This window comes from Aliarcobacter skirrowii CCUG 10374, from assembly GCF_003544835.1.
In the GTDB taxonomy this organism is placed as follows: domain Bacteria; phylum Campylobacterota; class Campylobacteria; order Campylobacterales; family Arcobacteraceae; genus Aliarcobacter; species Aliarcobacter skirrowii.
In genome coordinates this window covers 1,528,418-1,545,188 of the sequence record NZ_CP032099.1, presented here as the reverse complement: position 1 = coordinate 1,545,188, position 16,771 = coordinate 1,528,418, and the positions used below count along the sequence as shown (strand labels likewise).

Annotated in this window: 16 protein-coding genes; 5 read left to right on the top strand and 11 right to left on the bottom strand. The window is 29.5% G+C overall.

Annotation, left to right across the window (positions count from 1 at the left end; all coding sequences use genetic code 11):
* The first annotated feature begins 60 nt into the window (after positions 1-60).
* The gene (locus tag ASKIR_RS08075; RefSeq protein WP_115588161.1) at positions 61-654 is read left to right on the top strand and encodes an ATP-binding cassette domain-containing protein; all 594 of its coding nucleotides are present in this window, start codon (positions 61-63) and stop codon (positions 652-654) included.
* Positions 644-1,573 (top strand): ferrochelatase, encoded by a 930-nt coding sequence (hemH, locus tag ASKIR_RS08070; protein WP_115588162.1) that lies wholly within the window; start codon positions 644-646, stop codon positions 1,571-1,573. Before ASKIR_RS08075 ends, hemH begins: the two co-directional genes overlap by 11 nt.
* A gap of 16 nt (positions 1,574-1,589) precedes the next feature.
* Here the strand turns inward: hemH and hisA are convergent, their stop codons facing one another.
* The 4 genes from hisA to lepA all read right to left on the bottom strand — a co-directional run bounded on the left by hisA (position 1,590) and on the right by lepA (position 5,442).
* The gene (gene hisA, locus ASKIR_RS08065) at positions 1,590-2,297 is read right to left on the bottom strand and encodes a 1-(5-phosphoribosyl)-5-[(5-phosphoribosylamino)methylideneamino]imidazole-4-carboxamide isomerase (RefSeq protein ID WP_115588163.1); all 708 of its coding nucleotides are present in this window, start codon (positions 2,295-2,297) and stop codon (positions 1,590-1,592) included.
* Between the two features lie 133 nt (positions 2,298-2,430).
* Positions 2,431-3,036 (bottom strand): imidazole glycerol phosphate synthase subunit HisH, encoded by a 606-nt coding sequence (gene hisH / locus ASKIR_RS08060; RefSeq protein WP_066350073.1) that lies wholly within the window; start codon positions 3,034-3,036, stop codon positions 2,431-2,433.
* A gap of 34 nt (positions 3,037-3,070) precedes the next feature.
* Positions 3,071-3,643, bottom strand: coding sequence for a ComF family protein (locus tag ASKIR_RS08055; protein WP_115588164.1), 573 nt, complete (start codon positions 3,641-3,643; stop codon positions 3,071-3,073).
* A gap of 11 nt (positions 3,644-3,654) precedes the next feature.
* Positions 3,655-5,442 carry a translation elongation factor 4 gene (gene lepA / locus ASKIR_RS08050; RefSeq protein WP_066350079.1) on the bottom strand — a complete coding sequence of 596 codons (1,788 nt, stop codon included), beginning with the start codon at positions 5,440-5,442 and terminating at the stop codon, positions 3,655-3,657.
* Between the two features lie 146 nt (positions 5,443-5,588).
* Here lepA and ASKIR_RS08045 point away from each other — a divergent pair, with 146 nt between their 5' ends.
* Positions 5,589-8,087, top strand: coding sequence for a heavy metal translocating P-type ATPase (locus ASKIR_RS08045; RefSeq protein WP_115588165.1), 2,499 nt, complete (start codon positions 5,589-5,591; stop codon positions 8,085-8,087).
* A gap of 32 nt (positions 8,088-8,119) precedes the next feature.
* On the opposite strand, the gene ASKIR_RS08040 is transcribed toward ASKIR_RS08045, so the two are convergent.
* The gene (locus tag ASKIR_RS08040) at positions 8,120-9,052 is read right to left on the bottom strand and encodes a ribose-phosphate pyrophosphokinase (protein ID WP_115588166.1); all 933 of its coding nucleotides are present in this window, start codon (positions 9,050-9,052) and stop codon (positions 8,120-8,122) included.
* A 134-nt stretch (positions 9,053-9,186) separates the two neighbouring features.
* Between ASKIR_RS08040 and ASKIR_RS08035 the strand changes: the two genes are divergently transcribed.
* A complete protein-coding gene (locus ASKIR_RS08035) occupies positions 9,187-10,341 on the top strand; it encodes an Opr family porin (RefSeq protein ID WP_066350083.1) in 1,155 nt (384 codons plus the stop codon).
* Between the two features lie 25 nt (positions 10,342-10,366).
* On the opposite strand, the gene ASKIR_RS08030 is transcribed toward ASKIR_RS08035, so the two are convergent.
* Together ASKIR_RS08030 and ASKIR_RS08025 are read right to left on the bottom strand one after the other, a co-directional pair.
* A complete protein-coding gene (locus tag ASKIR_RS08030) occupies positions 10,367-10,579 on the bottom strand; it encodes a DUF5718 family protein (RefSeq protein ID WP_228254661.1) in 213 nt (70 codons plus the stop codon).
* Positions 10,580-10,620: 41 nt separating this feature from the next.
* Positions 10,621-10,824: a nitrate- and nitrite sensing domain-containing protein gene (locus ASKIR_RS08025; RefSeq protein ID WP_228137877.1), complete on the bottom strand. Its 204-nt coding sequence runs from the start codon at positions 10,822-10,824 to the stop codon at positions 10,621-10,623.
* A 166-nt stretch (positions 10,825-10,990) separates the two neighbouring features.
* On the opposite strand from ASKIR_RS08025, the gene ASKIR_RS08020 reads away from it, so the two are divergent.
* Positions 10,991-11,992 (top strand): DUF438 domain-containing protein, encoded by a 1,002-nt coding sequence (locus ASKIR_RS08020; RefSeq protein WP_066349817.1) that lies wholly within the window; start codon positions 10,991-10,993, stop codon positions 11,990-11,992.
* A 39-nt stretch (positions 11,993-12,031) separates the two neighbouring features.
* Here ASKIR_RS08020 and ASKIR_RS08015 read toward each other — a convergent pair whose 3' ends face one another.
* The 4 genes from ASKIR_RS08015 to ASKIR_RS08000 form a co-directional block, all read right to left on the bottom strand.
* Complete coding sequence (locus ASKIR_RS08015) at positions 12,032-12,871, bottom strand: DUF5718 family protein (protein ID WP_115588167.1); 840 nt, start codon at positions 12,869-12,871, stop codon at positions 12,032-12,034.
* A gap of 153 nt (positions 12,872-13,024) precedes the next feature.
* The gene (locus ASKIR_RS08010) at positions 13,025-14,524 is read right to left on the bottom strand and encodes a fumarate hydratase (RefSeq protein ID WP_066349883.1); all 1,500 of its coding nucleotides are present in this window, start codon (positions 14,522-14,524) and stop codon (positions 13,025-13,027) included.
* Between the two features lie 161 nt (positions 14,525-14,685).
* Entirely contained in the window at positions 14,686-15,669 is a 984-nt protein-coding gene (locus tag ASKIR_RS08005) for an HpcH/HpaI aldolase/citrate lyase family protein (protein WP_066158862.1), read from the bottom strand.
* Positions 15,670-15,698: 29 nt separating this feature from the next.
* Positions 15,699-16,769, bottom strand: coding sequence for a MaoC family dehydratase (locus ASKIR_RS08000; protein ID WP_174694317.1), 1,071 nt, complete (start codon positions 16,767-16,769; stop codon positions 15,699-15,701).
* Between the last annotated feature and the right edge of the window lie 2 nt (positions 16,770-16,771).

Sequence of the window (16,771 nt, the reverse complement as noted above, 5' to 3'; positions counted from 1 at the left end):
ATATAAATATATATTAAAGCCTATTTTGAATATATTACAAACTAAAAAAGGAAATAGCTTTTGGATAGTTTTGTGTTAGAGATAAAAAATCTAAAATTTGCTTACAAAAAAGGTAACTATATATTTTCAAACTTTAATTTAAATCTAAAAAAAGGTGAACTTGTAACAATAATTGGAAAGAGTGGTAGTGGAAAATCAACACTTTTTGAACTTATTTTAGGAAATTTAAAACAGGAGTTTGGAGAGATAAAAAAGAGCAAAACAGCTATTATATTTCAAGATCCTTTTTCATCTTTTCATCCAACATATACTATTTATGAGCAGATAAAAGATGTTTTAAATAGAGATTTTAAAGATGAACTTGATAGGATTTTGCCAAAATTAAGTTTAGATATTGAGTTTTTATATAAAAAACCGTATGAGTTAAGTGGTGGTCAACTTCAAAGATGCTCTATTTTAAGAGCAATTCTTTTAAAGCCAGAGCTTCTTTTAGTTGATGAGCCAACATCAGCACTTGACAATATAATAGCTTATGAGACAATGAAGTTAATAGTTGAACTTCTTGATTCTTGTGCTGTTTTATTGGTGACTCACGATTTAGATATGGCAAAATGGTGTAGTAATAAAATTATAAGGTTGGAAGATGAAAAATAGTAACAAAGCTTTAGTTTTACTAAATATGGGTGGGGCTAGAAGCAAAGATGAATTAAAAATGTTTTTAACAAATATGTTTAATGATGAGAATATTTTAACAGTTAAAAGCGCACTTCTTAGAAAAATGATAGCTTTTTTTATAGTAACAAAGAGATTAAATAGTGCTTGGAAAAACTATGAGGAGATTGGAAATGCATCTCCAATTAATTCTTTAACAGAAAAGTTAGTAGAAAAGTGTAACGAGAAAATAGATGGATATACAACATATCAAGTTATGAGATATACTCCACCTTTTGCAAAAGATGTTGTTGAGAAGTTAAAAGAGGATGGAATAAGTGAAGTTTTTTTACTTCCACTTTATCCGCAATACTCTACAACAACTACAAAATCTTCAATGGAAGATTTTTTAAAATATGCAAAAAATAGTTTTAAAATCAAAACTATAAATGATTTTTATAAAAATGATAAATTTAACAACTGCATTGTAAATGAGATAGAGAGAAATATGCAAGAAGGTGTTAAATACAATCTTATTTTCTCAGCTCATGGACTTCCTCAAAAAATTGTTGATAATGGTGACCCATACCAAAAACAGATGATTGAACATGTTGAGATTTTAAGTAAAAAATTAAAAGAAAAAAATATAGATTTTAAATCTATAAATCTTGCTTATCAATCAAAAGTTGGACCACTAAAATGGCTTGAACCTTCACTTGAAGATATGTTAAAAAACTTTGAAAATGATAATGTAATTATCTATCCACTATCATTTATTGTGGATAACTCTGAAACAGATTTTGAACTTGATATTGAATATAGAGAAGTTGCCGATGAGATTGGAATACTTGAGTATAAAGTTTGTAAGTGTGTAAATGATGGAGATGATTTTATAGAGGCTATAAAAGATAATATAAGCTAGAATTTTCTAGCTTATATTAAAGAATTTTAAAAGCCTCTTCTAAATCTAAAGTACCTTCATAAAATGCTTTTCCAACAATTACTCCACCAATATTTCCATTTGCTTTACAGTTTTTGATATCTTCAATATCTTTAACTCCACCACTTGCAATTGTGTAAACATTGCTAGCAAGTGCAATATCTTGCGTAAATTCAACATTAACTCCACAAAGCATACCATCTTTGCTTATATCTGTACAAATAATTGCTTCAACTCCAGCATTTGCAAACTCTTTTGCTAAAGAGGTAGCTTTCATTGTTGAAACTTCTGCCCAACCCTCAACTGCAACCATTCCATTTATTGCATCAATTCCAACAGCGATTGGATATTTTTTTGCCATATCTTTTACAAATTGTGGATCTTTAACAGCGATTGAGCCAAGAATTAATCTATCAACTCCAAGTTTTAAATACATCTGAATAGTTTTTTCATCTCTTATTCCGCCACCAAGTTCAATTTTTAAATTACAGTTCTCTCTAATTTTTTTAATCTGCTCTAAGTTGGCTGGTTTTCCTTCAAATGCTCCATTTAAATCAACAATATGAACCCACTTACTTCCTAACTCTTCAAATCTTTTTGCTACCATCCATGGTTCATCTGAGTAGATTTTTGCACTATCCATAAGCCCTTTGCTAAGTCTTACAGCCTTTCCATCTTTTAAATCAATCGCTGGTAATATATCCATAATTTCTCCTTTTTAAATAGTTCCTATTTAAAAAAGGAACTTTTTTCTCAATTACTACTTTTTATAGCGGGGATTGAAAATCCCCTAAAAAGTAGCAAAAACCTAAAGGGCTTTGAGAACAAAGCCTTTTTTATTATAAATTTATAAAGTTTTCTAATATTTTAAGTCCATTATTATGAGACTTTTCAGGATGAGGTTGAAATCCAAAAATATTATCTTTGTTTACAGCACTTACAAAATCATATCCATAATTTGTTGTTGCTATTGTATATTTATCATCTGTAACGACATGATAAGAGTGTACAAAATATAAATATGGGTTTTGTAGATTTTTAAAAAGTGGATTATCTTTATTTACTGTTTTATTCCATCCCATATGTGGAATTTTTAAATCACTACTCATCTTTGATTTATCAAATTTCACAACTTTTCCTTCAATTAATCCTAAACCTTTTGTATATCCAAACTCTTCAGAGCTTTCAAACAAAAGTTGCATTCCAAGGCAAATTCCAAGAAGTGGTTTTTTACTATTTGCAAAATCTAAAATAGCATCTTTTAAGCCACTATTTTCTAAATGTTGCATAGCATCTTTATATGCTCCAACTCCTGGTAGTATTATTTTGTCTAAATTTTTTAAATCATCTGCATTTTTTACAATTTTTAAATCTTTTGTAAATTTTGAACAAGCGTTATAAACACTTGCCAGATTTCCCATATTGTAGTCTATTATTCCTAACATCTAAATCCTTTTAAAGGATAGATTATATCTATTATTAATTTAAAAATGAGCATAGAGTAAGAGCAAACAAAACATTTACACCCTCTTTTTTTAAAGCTTTTTTAGCCTCTAAAATAGTTGTTCCTGTAGTAAGTACATCATCAATTAAAATTACATCACAATTTTTTACTCCACTATAGATAAATTTTCTTGGATTTTTTTGTCTAAACTCCAAATTTTTTCCAGCATATTTAACAATATTTTTAGCTTTTAAAGTGTTGAAAACTGGTTTTATAAAAGCACTTTTTAAATGCTTTGCCAAAATAGCAGTTTGAGAGAAATCGTGTCTTGTGTGGTCATCTATTGGAAGAGCCAAAATAGTGTGGGTAAAAGTAAAGTTTGAAGCAAATTTAGCAAAGCTAAGCTTTCCTAAGATATTAAAAACTCTATCTCCATAGAAGTGATATTTGCTTTGGATTAAATCTTCCAAATCTTTGTAATCATAAAAAGAGTAGATAAAAAAATCTTTCTCTAGCTCTTTTTTATAAAAGTTTGGCTCAAGTAGTGTGGTTTGACAAGTTTTACAAATCATTTGTAAAGATAACTTATCACAACTTGTACACTTCAAAATAAAACCTTTTAGATTTTCAATACAGCCATAAAAGCCTCTTGTGGAACATTTACTTTTCCGATAGCTTTCATTCTTTTTTTACCCTCTTTTTGTTTTTCAAGAAGTTTTCTTTTTCTTGTAATATCTCCACCATAACACTTTGCAGTTACATTTTTCCCCATAGATTTTACAGTCTCTCTAGCAATTATTGTGCTTCCAATACTAGCTTGTACTGCAACTTCAAAAAGTTGTCTAGGAATTAGCTCTTTTAGTGCTTTTACAAACTCTCTTCCTCTTGAAACAGCTTTATCTTCAGGAACTATGATAGATAGTGCATCAACTATATCTCCAGCAACTCTAACATCAAGTTTTTTTAAGTTTCCTTCTCTAAATCCAACAGGTTCATAATCAAAAGATGCATAACCTTTTGTTGTAGATTTTAATTTATCATAAAAATCCATTACAATCTCATTCATAGGTAAATCATACTCAAGAAGAACTCTTTTTCCTATGTAATCCATTTTTAATTGAATTCCTCTTTTATCGTTTAAAAGTTTTATAACATTTCCTAAAAACTCATCAGGAACTAAAATTGTAGATTTTACATAAGGTTCAAAAATTGTCTCTATATAGTTTGGCTCAGGAAGTTCGCTTGGATTTTGAATAGTTATTTTTTCTCCATCTTTTTTTAAAACTTCATAAATAACTGTTGGAGCAGTTGCTATTAAATCTAAATCAAACTCTCTTTCAAGTCTTTCTTTAATAACTTCCATATGAAGCATTCCTAAAAATCCAGTTCTAAATCCACTTCCAAGAGCCATTGAACTTTCAGGTTCAAAAGAGATTGAAGAGTCATTTAATTTTAGTTTATTCAAAGCCTCTCTTAAATCTTCAAATTTATCTGTCTCTATAGGATAAAGTCCTGCAAATACAAATGGTTTTGCAGGTTCAAAACCATCAATAATCTGTGCAGTTGGATTTTTTGCATCAGTCATTGTATCACCAACTGCAATTCCATCTAAAGTTTTAAGACCTAATACAACAATACCTATTTCACCTGTTTTTATCTCTAAAGTATCTTCTCTTTTTAAAGGGTGTGGATACATCAAACTTAAAACTTGATGCTCAACTTTTGTATTCATCATTCTTAAAGTTTGACCTTTTTTGATACTTCCATCATAAACTCTTACAAGCGCCAAAGCTCCTAAATAGTTATCAAACCAAGAGTCGTAGATTAAAGCTTTTGTAGGTGCATTCTCATCACCATTTGGAGAAGGTACTCTTTTTATAATTGACTCTATTAAATCTTTAACTCCAAGACCAGTTTTTGCACTTATTAAATTATGCTCTGTACAATCAAGTCCAATAGCCTCTTCAACTTCTGCTAAAACTCTCATTGGATCAGCACTTGGTAAATCTATTTTATTAACAACAGGAAGAAGCTCTAAGTCATTATCCATTGCAATATATACATTTGCTATTGTTTGTGCTTCAACACCTTGAGTTGAATCAACAATAAGCAAAGCACCTTCAGATGATGCTAAAGAACGGCTTACTTCATAAGAGAAATCGACATGTCCTGGAGTATCTATAAGATTTAGAATATATTTTTCACCATTTAAAGTGTAGTTTAGCCTAACACTTTGAGCCTTTATTGTAATACCTCTCTCTTTTTCTATATCCATATTGTCCATAACTTGAGAAGTCATTTCTCTATCACTTATTCCTCCACACTCTTGAATAATTCTATCTGCAAGTGTTGATTTACCGTGGTCAATATGAGCTATGATACTAAAGTTTCTAATATTTTTTTGCAATTTTTTTCCTATAATTTTAAAAGATTATTTTCAAAGTGGCAAGATTATATCTAAAAAGTAGTAAGTTTTTGTTAAAGATTAAACTCTTCATTCGCATTTAAAAGGAACTTGGTTATTATCCAATACAAAATTTATCAAGGATTTTTATGATAACTAGAAAATTTGATATTAAAGGTATGACATGTTCTGCTTGTTCAAATGCAGTTGATAGAAGTGTTAAAAAACTTCAAGGAGTTAAAGAGCTAAATGTCAATTTATTAAACAATAGCATGCTTGTAAAATATGAAGAGAGTTTATTGGATGATGAAAAAATTATAAAATCTGTTGAAAATGCTGGATATGAAGCAACTTTAAAAATAGATAATATTAAAAATAAAGAAAAAGATTTATCTTCAAATGAGATAGTGGAGTTAAAAAATAGATTAATAATATCTTTAATTTTTGCAGTCCCACTATTTTATATCTCTATGGGGCATATGTTAAATTGGTATTTCTTATCATTTTTTCACGGAACACAAAATGCTATAACATTCTCATTTACTCAATTTTTATTATCACTTCCAATAGTTTTAATAAACAAAAAATATTATAAAGTAGGGTTTAAAACACTTTTTAAAGGCTCTCCAAATATGGACTCTTTAGTAGCAATTGGAACAGGTGCTGCAATGGTTTATGGAGTTTTCTCTATATATAAAATAGCTTATGCTTTAGGAGTAAATGATTTAGATATTGTAAAAGAGTACTCTATGAATCTTTATTTTGAGAGTGCTGCTGTTGTTTTAACTCTAATTACATTTGGAAAATATCTTGAAGCAAGAGCAAAATCAAATACATCTGAAGCAATTAAAAAATTAATAGATTTAAATGTAAAAAAAGCAACTATTTTAAAAGATGATAAAGAACTAGAGGTTTTAGTTGAGAATTTAGCTCTTGAAGATATAGTTATTGTAAAACCTGGTCAAATTATTCCTACAGATGGAGTTATTATTTTTGGAGATACATCAGTTGATGAATCTATGCTAACAGGTGAGAGCAGAGCTATCTCAAAAAAAGTTGGAGATAGTGTATTTGGAGCTAGTATAAACAAATATGGGGTTATAAAATTTAGGGTTACAAAAACAAAAGATGAGACTTTTTTATCTCAGATTATAAAACTAGTAGAAGAGGCTAGTTCATCAAAAGCACCTATTTCAAAACTAGCTGATAAGATAAGTGGAATATTTGTACCAACAGTTATTTTAATATCTATAATAACTTTTATATCATGGTACTCTTTGGGTTACTCATTTGAGTTTTCACTCTCTATTGCAATTTCTGTTTTAATTATCTCTTGTCCTTGTGCACTAGGACTTGCAACTCCAACTGCAATTATGGTAGCAACTGGAAAAGGTGCACAAAATGGAATTTTAATAAAAGATGCACAATCACTAGAACTGGCTTCTAAAATAGATACCATAGTTTTAGATAAAACAGGAACAATAACAAAAGGAAAACCAACTGTAACTAATATCTTTACAAATAAAACTATTAGTAAAGATGATTTAATTCAAATTGCTTACACTATTGAAAAAAATTCAGAACATCCACTAGCAAAAGCAATTGTAGATTTTGCTAAGAGTAAAAAAATAGATTTTTTAAATTTTGTTGATTTTAAAGCAACAAATGGTTTGGGAGTTGAAGCCAAAATTGATAACAGTTTTTACTATATTGGAAATGAGAAGTTTATTTTAAGCAAAAATATTGAGCCTAAAGAGTTTTTAGCTCTTAGTGAAAATTTGTCAAAAGATGGAAAAACTACTATTTTTGTAGCAAATAGTAGTGAAGTTTTGGGAGTTATAGAGATTTTTGATGCTATTAAAGATACAAGTAAAGATGCTATAGATGAGTTTAAAAGAATGAATCTTGAAGTTATTATGCTTACAGGAGATAATCAAAAAACAGCCAGAAGTGTTGCAAAAACTTTAGGGATAACAAATTTTATAGCTGAGGTTTTACCACAAGATAAAGATAAAAAAATCCAAGAACTTCAAAGTTTAGGTAAAAAAGTTTTAATGGTAGGAGATGGAATAAATGATGCACCAGCTTTAACTAGAGCAGATGTATCAGTTGCTATTGGTGCTGGAAGTGATATTGCAATTGAATCTGCAAATATTATTTTAGTAAGAAGTGATTTATTAGATGTTGTTAAAGCTATACAGTTAAGTAGTGCAACAATTAAAAATATAAAACAAAATCTTTTTTGGGCATTTTTTTATAATATTATTGGTATTCCTTTAGCTGCAGGAGTTTTTTATACAACTTTAGGGTGGAAACTAACTCCTATGTATGCAGGTGCTGCTATGAGTTTAAGTAGTGTAATGGTAGTATTCAACGCTTTAAGATTAAAGCTTTTTAAACCAAAAATATATAATAATTTAAAATTAGAGATAAAGGATGAATTTATGGAAATAGTATTAAAAGTAGATGGAATGACTTGTGGACACTGCAAAGCAAGAGTTGAAAAAGTTCTAAATGCAATTGAAGAGGTTAGTAGTGTTGAGGTTGATTTATCAAGTAAAAATGTAAAAGTAACTCTAAGCAAAGATATAGATAGTAAAATTTTAGAAGATGCTATTGTTGATGCTGGATATGAGATTATAAAATAGATATTTTAGAGTCAATTGACTCTAAAATATTATTAACTATTAAAAATTGAGTTTACAGATTCGTTATTATGTATTCTTCTAATAGCCTCTCCAATAATTGTTGAAGCTGTTAAAACTGTAATTTTTTTAGAGTCTACTTTTGTTGGAATTGTATCAGATATTACAAGCTCATCTAAAATTCCATTTTCAATATTTTCATAAGCTTTTCCACTTAAAACTCCATGAGTACAACATGCCATCACAGATGTTGCCCCTTTTTGTTTTAAAACTTCAGCAGCTTTTACAAGTGTTCCAGCAGTATCAACCATATCATCTACTAAAATAACATCTTTACCTGTTACATCTCCAATTATATTCATAACTTGAGATTCATTAGCTCTCTCTCTTTTTTTATCAACTATTACTAAATCATATCCTAATTTATCAGCATATTGTCTAGCTCTTGCAACCCCTCCAATATCTGGACTTGCAATAATTGGGTTTTTTAAATTTTTACTTTTAATATAGTTTACAAACATAATTGAACCAAAAAGGTTATCAGCAGGAACATTAAAAAAACCTTGGATTTGAGCAGCGTGTAAATCGATTGTTACAACTCTATTTATTCCAGCTTTTTCTAGTAAATCAGCCACTAATTTTGCACTAATTGGAACTCTTGGAGCTGCTTTTCTATCTTGTCTTGCATAACCATAGTATGGTATTACAGCACTAATTGATTTTGCACTTGATCTTTTAAGGGCATCAATCATTATTAAAAGTTCCATTAAATTGTCATTTGCAGGAGAGCATGTTGGTTGAATAATAAAAACATCTTGTCCTCTTACACTTTGAGTAATTTGAACAGATATTTCACCATCACTAAATTTATTTAAAGTAGCATCAGAGACTTTCATTCCCAGATAATCTGCCACTTTTTTTGCGAAAGCTGGATTTGCACTTCCACTAAAGAGCTTAAAAGTTGACATAAATTTTCCTTAATTCTTTTAAATTTAATCGCAAATCATAACAAAAAAGCGCTTTAATAATAATTGTATAGTAAGCAACTATTAATAAAAATAATAATAAAGTTAGCACTTAAAAAATCATAAGGAGAAAATTTATGAAAAAAATAGCAATGTCTTTGGGGGCTGCAACACTTCTTACAACAACACTTAGTGCAAATAGTGTTTCAGATGCTATAACAAATGGATTTTTTGAGGGAAGTGTAGCTTTATACGCACAAACTCAACAAAATAAAGGTACAACAAAAGATAACTCATTTGGAAATGCTCATTTAAAATTAAAATACAACACAGATAATTTTTATAATTTCAGTCTTGGACTTGAAGGAAAAGGGAATTTAAAAATTGCTGAAAAATATAGTAAAGATTGGGAAAATGGTGCAGTTCCTGGAAGTGATGGATACAAAAACAATGGTTTATTAACTCAAGCATATTTAAAGTATGAGTTAGAGCAAGGATTTATTTTTAAAGCTGGAAGATATGAGAGTGAATTAGCTTGGCTTACTGATTATCAACAAGGTGCAATAGTAGAGATAGATGCGATACCAGCTGTTTTATTTACATTAGCGTACTCAGAAAAAACTGCAACATCTGATATTGATGAAAGTTCTCATTTTGATAGACCTTTAGAGGATTATACAAAAAAAGGAGTATATGCAATAGAGATTAAAGATGAGGCTATTGAAGGTTTTGTGTTTAATCCATACTATTATCAAATTCCAGATGCTGTTAAATTTTATGGTTTAAAAGTAGCTTATGAGCATGAATTTGGTGGAGCAAATCTTGAATATGCAAGAAGTAATCTTACAAGTAAATACAGAAGCTTCTCTGGTAATGATAATGGATATATTGCTCATGCAGAAGTTTTTGGAAAAGCTGATATTTTTAAATTAACTGGTGGAGCTATAGTTACAAGCGATAAAGGTGGAGCAGATATTATGACAACATATGGTGACACTATTTCTCCATTTAAAGATGGAAATCAAAACTACACAAAAGATGCAAGAACTATCTATGCCTCTTTAAATGCAAATATTGAAGAGAGATTTGACTTTACAGCACTATATGGATACACAAGATATGATGATCAGGTTTCTGGAATGGACGAAAGAGAGTTAAATTTAATTTTTGAATATAACTTTAGTGAAGAGTTGGCTTTAGGACTTGCTTATGTAAAAGTAAAAGCGGATTCACAAAATAACAAATATAATGGTTATGATAAATATTTAGCAAGTATTGAGTATAAATTTTAGATAAAAGTGCTTTAAGCACTTTTATCTATTTTACTACTTGATGAAGTTTTGAACACTGTCCAAGGTATGTATCCATTCCACACATATCATTCATAATATCTTGAAAACTGTGTGCGTGTGCGTTATAAACATATACAAATATCTCATCACCTTTTTTCAAAAAGTTTTTTTTACCAAAATCTGTATAAGCTGTTGCACCTACTGCTATTACAATACCTTTTGCATCTTTTGCTGGAATTTTAAGTTCAAATACTTGTATACGAATATTATCAATTTGGTTTAATCTTTTAAAACATTATTGATTAATTCTAATACATTTTTATCATAATTTTTATGTTTAAGATTGGTTTGTAAAATATTGATATTTTTTGAAGTTTCAACTTTTTGATTTTCTAATTGTGATCCAAATTTTTCTCCTTTGCTTCTAAAATAACCAGCACTCATTCCTCTTTCTTTTTGTAACTCATGAACAGTTTTAGATATATTGCTTATAAGTTGAACATGAGATTCTAAATAATTATAATTTGATATTAAATCAAATTATAATAGCATGAACTTAGAAAAAATATTATTTACTCTTGACTAAAATCATTATCCAAAAATTTTAAATAGGATAAACTTTATCCTATATTTATAAAAGGAATTTAAGATGTTAAGTGATTTATCAAATAATATTGAAATATTTAAAAAAGGTCATCCAGTAAGAGTATATTTAGAAGAGAATATATTAATAAAAGAGCTATTTTCTGAACTTTTTAATACAGATCCAAAAAAAGATTATCAGAAATTTTATAATATTTTTAACCAAATTTGTGAAGTAGAAAAGCATTTTGCAAGAAAAGAGAATCAACTTTTTCCTTATCTTGAAAAATATGGTTGGACTGGTCCATCTCAAGGAATGTGGTCTTTTCACGATGATATTAGAGCAATAATAAAAGATGTAAGAGAAAGTATTGAATCAAAAGATTTTGACTCAATTATAGAAAAATGTACAAATTTATATAATAATTTGATTCATTTAATAAATGTAGAAGAGAATAGGCTTCTTCCAAATGCTTTGCAACTATTAAAAGAGGAAGATTGGGAAGAGTTTTATGAAGGTGATAGCGAAATTGGTTGGATGTTTACAACTCTTCCTCCTAGATTTCCAGAGATTCTAAATAAAGAGACAAGCAATGTAGAACCAGAGTATATTCATCCAAGTATGGATAAGAAAAGAAGAGAATTACCATTCTCTCTTGAGGGAAGAACTCATTATGATGAAGGTTATTTAACACCTGAACAAGTAAACTTTATATTTAAGTTCTTACCTGTAGATATTACCTATGTAGATGAAAATGATAGAGTTATTTTTTATAATCGTGGAGATGATAGAGTTTTTCCAAGAAGTGCTGGAATAATTGGAAGAGAGGTTAAATTTTGCCACCCTCCAAAGAGTGTTGATCAGGTTCTAAAAATTCTTGAAGAGTTTAAAGCAGGACGTCAAGATATTGCTGATTTTTGGATTAATTTTAAAGGAAAGTTTGTACATATAAGATATTTTGCTGTAAGAGATGAGCAAAAAAACTATAAAGGTGTAATTGAAATGTCGCAAGATGTTACCGATATAAGAGCATTACAAGGAGAGAAACGACTTTTAGATTGGGAGTAGCAGATTTTAAAATCTGCTACTTATTATTTGTAATAAAATCTATTTTACTATTTGGTGTAGCTTTGAACATTGTCCTAAATAAATATCCATTCCACACATATCATTCATAATATCTTGAAAACTATGAGCATGTGCATTGTAAACATATACAAATATCTCATCACCTTTTTTCAAAAAGTTTTTTTTACCAAAATCTGTATAAGCTGTTGCACCTGCAGCTATTACAATACCTTTTGCATCTTTTGCAGCAAATTTCATAAACTGTGTAAGCTCTTCAAGTGGTCCACAATCCTCTTGAGTATTTAAAATATCAATCATCCAATTTTTTAATTTCTCAAAAAAGTAACTATATGATTTAACTGAACTAGTTGTTCCATAATCATATACAATTCCATCTCTTTTTATAAAAGAAGAGATATGATATTTGCTTAAAATTCCTTTTTCTGTGAAGTTATCAATAGGAATTATATCTTGAGATATCCCTTTAGTTTTCTCTCCCCAATTTTTTTTAGTGCTAAGTTTGCTTCCATCTTGAAATCTTAATGAGCAATCATTAAAAGCACTAAAATATCTAGGAACAATATCAACGACCTTTTCATTTTCATATACAAAATCACAAATAAGGGCAACTTCAGCCTCAACTTGCAGTTTATCATCTTCTCTTCCATGAGTTAATATGACTTCATCACAAATAGGATAAGTTCCTAAAAAACTATCATGACCTTTTATATAAAAAGGAAACATCCCTTTTGGAGCATCTTTTTCTGTTGTTTTTATAACAGAAAACTCATCAGCTTCTCCAGCCTCACCCAAGTGATTTGCAAAGTTTCCAGCAACCGCAAAACCTAAGTAATCTTTTAAATCTTCTAATAAATCCATAATTATAAAATCCTAAAATATTTTGAAGTGCAATAGTATCGAAAAAAAGTATTTTAAAAGTCAAAAACGAAATATAATTTGTTAATTTAAGAGTAGTTTAAGAAAATATTTACAAAGAGCCTATAGTATTTGTGGCTCTTTGTAAAATAAGAACTATTTATTAATAGTTCTCCATTTAGCAGGTCCTGTTGTATGAATAGAGTTTCCTTCAGTATCCACTGCAACAGTTACAGGCATATCTTTTACTTCAAACTCATAAATAGCTTCCATTCCAAGCTCTTCAAATGCTAAAGTTTTTGCACCCTTAATTGATTGAGCAATTAAATAAGCAGCTCCTCCAGTTGCTATAAGATAGATAGATTTGTACTCTTTGATTAGGTCTATTGTAGGTTGTTTTCTTTCACCTTTTCCAATCATTCCCATAATTCCAATTTCCATCATATCTTTTGTAAATTTATCCATTCTTGTAGATGTTGTTGGTCCTGCAGGTCCTACAACTTCATCTCGAACTGGATCAACTGGTCCAACATAGTAAATAAATTTATCTTTTAAATCAACACCATTTGGAAGAGGTTTTCCAGCATTTTTGTACTCAACTATTTTTTTATGAGCAGCATCTCGTGCAGTTAAAATTTTTCCAGATAATAATAAAGTATCACCAGATTTAAATTGAGATAAGTTCTCTTTTGTTAAATCTTCAATATTTACTCTTTTAATAGTATCCATTGGAAGTTTAATATCTGGCCAAAGGTCTAAATCAGGTTTTTCAAATTTAGCTGGACCATTTCCATCTAATTCAAAGTGAATATGTCTTGTTGCTGCACAGTTTGGAATCATAGCAACAGGAAGTGATGCAGCATGACATGGATAATCTAAAATTTTAACATCTAAAACAGTTGTTAATCCACCAAGACCTTGAGCTCCAATTCCAAGTTTATTTATATCTTCATAAAGTTTAAGTCTTAACTCTTCAAGTGGATTTTGAGCTCCTCGCTGCTTTAATTCATGAATATCAACATGTCCCATTAAAGACTCTTTTGCAAGTAACATTGCTTTTTCAGGATTTCCACCAATTCCAATTCCTAAAATACCAGGAGGACACCATCCAGCTCCCATATCTTTTACATTTGCCATAACCCAATCATAAATACTATCACTTGGATTTAAAACAGCAAATTTAGATTTGTTTTCACTTCCTCCACCTTTTGCTGCAACTGTAATATCAAGTTTATCTGAGTTATCAACACTTACATGAATTACTGCTGGAGTATTATTTTTTGTATTTACTCTTTTTCCAGCTGGATCACTTACAACTGAAAATCTTAAAGTATTATCAGGGTCTGTATAACCTTTTGCAACACCTTCATTTAATAAATCTTCTAAATTTTTTGTAATATCTAGGTTTGCTTTTAAACCAACTTTCACAAAAATATTAACACTTCCTGTATCTTGACATAGAGGTCTGTGTCCCATAGCACACATTTTTGAGTTAATTAAAATTTGTCCAATTGCATTTTTTGCAGAGTCACTTTGCTCTTTCTCATAAGCTTCAACCATACCTTTTACAAAATCCTCTGGATGATAAAAAGATATAAATTGACATGCAGATGCAACTGAATCTATAATGTCCTGTTCTGTTATTTTTTTGCTCATAAATTTTCCTTTTTGTTTTAGAAATTTGATAATTATATCAATGCAGTTTATAAACTTCCCTTTTTTAAAAGATTTTTTTTAAAAAAAATAGAAAAGTGTATAATTTTGGAATTAAAAAAAGCTACCCTTAAAAAAGAGTAGCTTCTTAAATCATCTAAAAATTAGGCAAAAAATCTTTTTTCTGCCTCTTCCATTAATTTAACACCAGAGAATTTAGCTCTTTGAACTAATTCCCAGAAGTATCTATAAGTTGCTCTATCGTGTAACTCACCATCATATTGAATTGGTCCCCACTCAGCATCTTGAGCTTTAATTAAAATATTTTGTGCAGCTTCAAGCTCTGTAAAATCAGGTTTCATAGCATCAACAATAGCTTGAACTTGTGTTGGGTAAATTGACCACATTCTCATAAATCCAAACTCATTTCTAGCTCTTTCAGCATCTTTGTATGTTTGGTATGGATTTTTTAAATCTAAAGTTACATTGTGACAAGGAATTACGCAGTTTTGAATAGCAGCTTGTGCAACTCTTGCTTTTGCAGCTCCAATTAATCTGTGATCAAATTGACCTGGACTTCTCATATTAATTGCTGGAATTGCTCCTTGATATCCACTTACAAAATCCATTAGACCAAAATCTAAAACTTGTAACCAAGGTAATGTTGCAATTTTTTCAACATCTTGTAGAGCTCCATGCGTTTCGATTAAAACGTGAATTGGAATCTCTCTTTTAATTCCAGCTTTTTTTGCAACAGCTTGAATATACTCAATTTGAGTTTTAGCATCTTCATAACAAGTTGATTTAGGTAAAGTAATATATGCTAATTTTTCACCAGCACCATTTACTAAAATATCAACATCTTGTCTCCAATCTGGATGAGAATGGTCATGGATTCTTGTTCCTGCCATACCATAAGGGTTTGCATCAGAGTTTACAACTCTAACAATCATATTAGCATGCTCAACCTCTTTTCCAGTTTCAGCACCATCTTCACAATCACAAGTAATATCAAAAACAGGTCCAAGTTTTTTTTGCATTTCAAAACCTTTTAGGATTAGCTTTTCGCTTCCTGCAAAGTGTTCACAAGTTGGAATAATTGGTAAAGATTTACCAGATTCAAATAAAGCTTCTTTTGGGTGTGTCATGTTTTTTCCTTTTTATTAAATTTAATTTTTTATTTTTTTGTTGATTTTTTTGGTATTACAACTGTGTAATCCAAATCTAAAACTACATTTGGAAGATATTTTCCATCTTCACCTTTGGCATTTTCAATCTCTTTTGGATTTTGATTTTTAAGAGCAATTGTTCTTAATCTTAAAAGTCCAATATCCTCTCTTTTATGATCAATTTTTTCCAAAACCTCACTATAAGCATAGATTGTATCTGTTGCATATGTTGGATTACAGTGGCTTCCACTATTTATTGCATATACCCATTGGGCATTTTGAAGCCCATTAAATGATATTGCTCTTGCCATTGAAATAACAATTCCACCATACATAAGTCTTTGTCCCATAGGTGTACTTTTCATCATATGGTCGTTGAAATGTACTTTTGCATTGTTTTGATATAACTTTGTTGCAAGTGTATGGTCACTATTATCTATTGTAATTCCCTCTGGATGATTAAGTCTTTCACCAACTTCATAATCTTCAAAGAAATACTCTCCACCACTAGCACTGACATCAACACATTTTATAGTTGGAATATTAATAGTGTCTAAAATTGGTGTTGCTTTTTGGAAAGTTGGAACTTCATTTATTCCACTTGTTGTGCTATGATCTTTTTTATGAACCATAACCCATCTTTTGAAGTTTAAAACTTCATTTCCATTTTGATTTACTCCAATAGAGTGAACATATACAACTCCACTTTTACCATTTGAATTCTCTTTTAATCCAATTACAGTTGAAGTCATACTAACTGTATCACCAATGTAAACTGGATTTGGAAAAGATATCTCAGCATAACCTAAATTTGCGATTGCATTTAAAGATATATCTTGAACAGATTTTCCAAATGTCAAATGAAACATTAAAATATCATCAATAGGTCTTTTTGAATAACCCATCTCTTGTGCAACTACATCAGAAGAGTGTAGCGCAAATCTAGAACCTGTAAAAGCGATGTATAAAGATACATCACCCTCACTTATAGTTCTAGGAAGTGGATGAATGATTTTTTGACCAATGCTGAAATCTTCAAAATAGTTACCAAAGTTTATTTTGTTACTAATTTTTGACAAAT

Bases quoted from the DNA above. Each gene is read 5' to 3' on its own strand.
- ASKIR_RS08045 (WP_115588165.1), top strand. From the start codon at position 5,589: ATGATAACTAGAAAATTTGATATTAAAGGTATGACATGTTCTGCTTGT.
- ASKIR_RS08010 (WP_066349883.1), bottom strand. From the start codon at position 14,524: ATGAGCAAAAAAATAACAGAACAGGACATTATAGATTCAGTTGCATCT.
- hemH (WP_115588162.1), top strand. From the start codon at position 644: ATGAAAAATAGTAACAAAGCTTTAGTTTTACTAAATATGGGTGGGGCT.
- ASKIR_RS08040 (WP_115588166.1), bottom strand. From the start codon at position 9,052: ATGTCAACTTTTAAGCTCTTTAGTGGAAGTGCAAATCCAGCTTTCGCA.
- hisH (WP_066350073.1), bottom strand. From the start codon at position 3,036: ATGTTAGGAATAATAGACTACAATATGGGAAATCTGGCAAGTGTTTAT.
- ASKIR_RS08020 (WP_066349817.1), top strand. From the start codon at position 10,991: ATGTTAAGTGATTTATCAAATAATATTGAAATATTTAAAAAAGGTCAT.
- hisA (WP_115588163.1), bottom strand. From the start codon at position 2,297: ATGGATATATTACCAGCGATTGATTTAAAAGATGGAAAGGCTGTAAGA.
- ASKIR_RS08015 (WP_115588167.1), bottom strand. From the start codon at position 12,871: ATGGATTTATTAGAAGATTTAAAAGATTACTTAGGTTTTGCGGTTGCT.
- ASKIR_RS08035 (WP_066350083.1), top strand. From the start codon at position 9,187: ATGAAAAAAATAGCAATGTCTTTGGGGGCTGCAACACTTCTTACAACA.
- ASKIR_RS08005 (WP_066158862.1), bottom strand. From the start codon at position 15,669: ATGACACACCCAAAAGAAGCTTTATTTGAATCTGGTAAATCTTTACCA.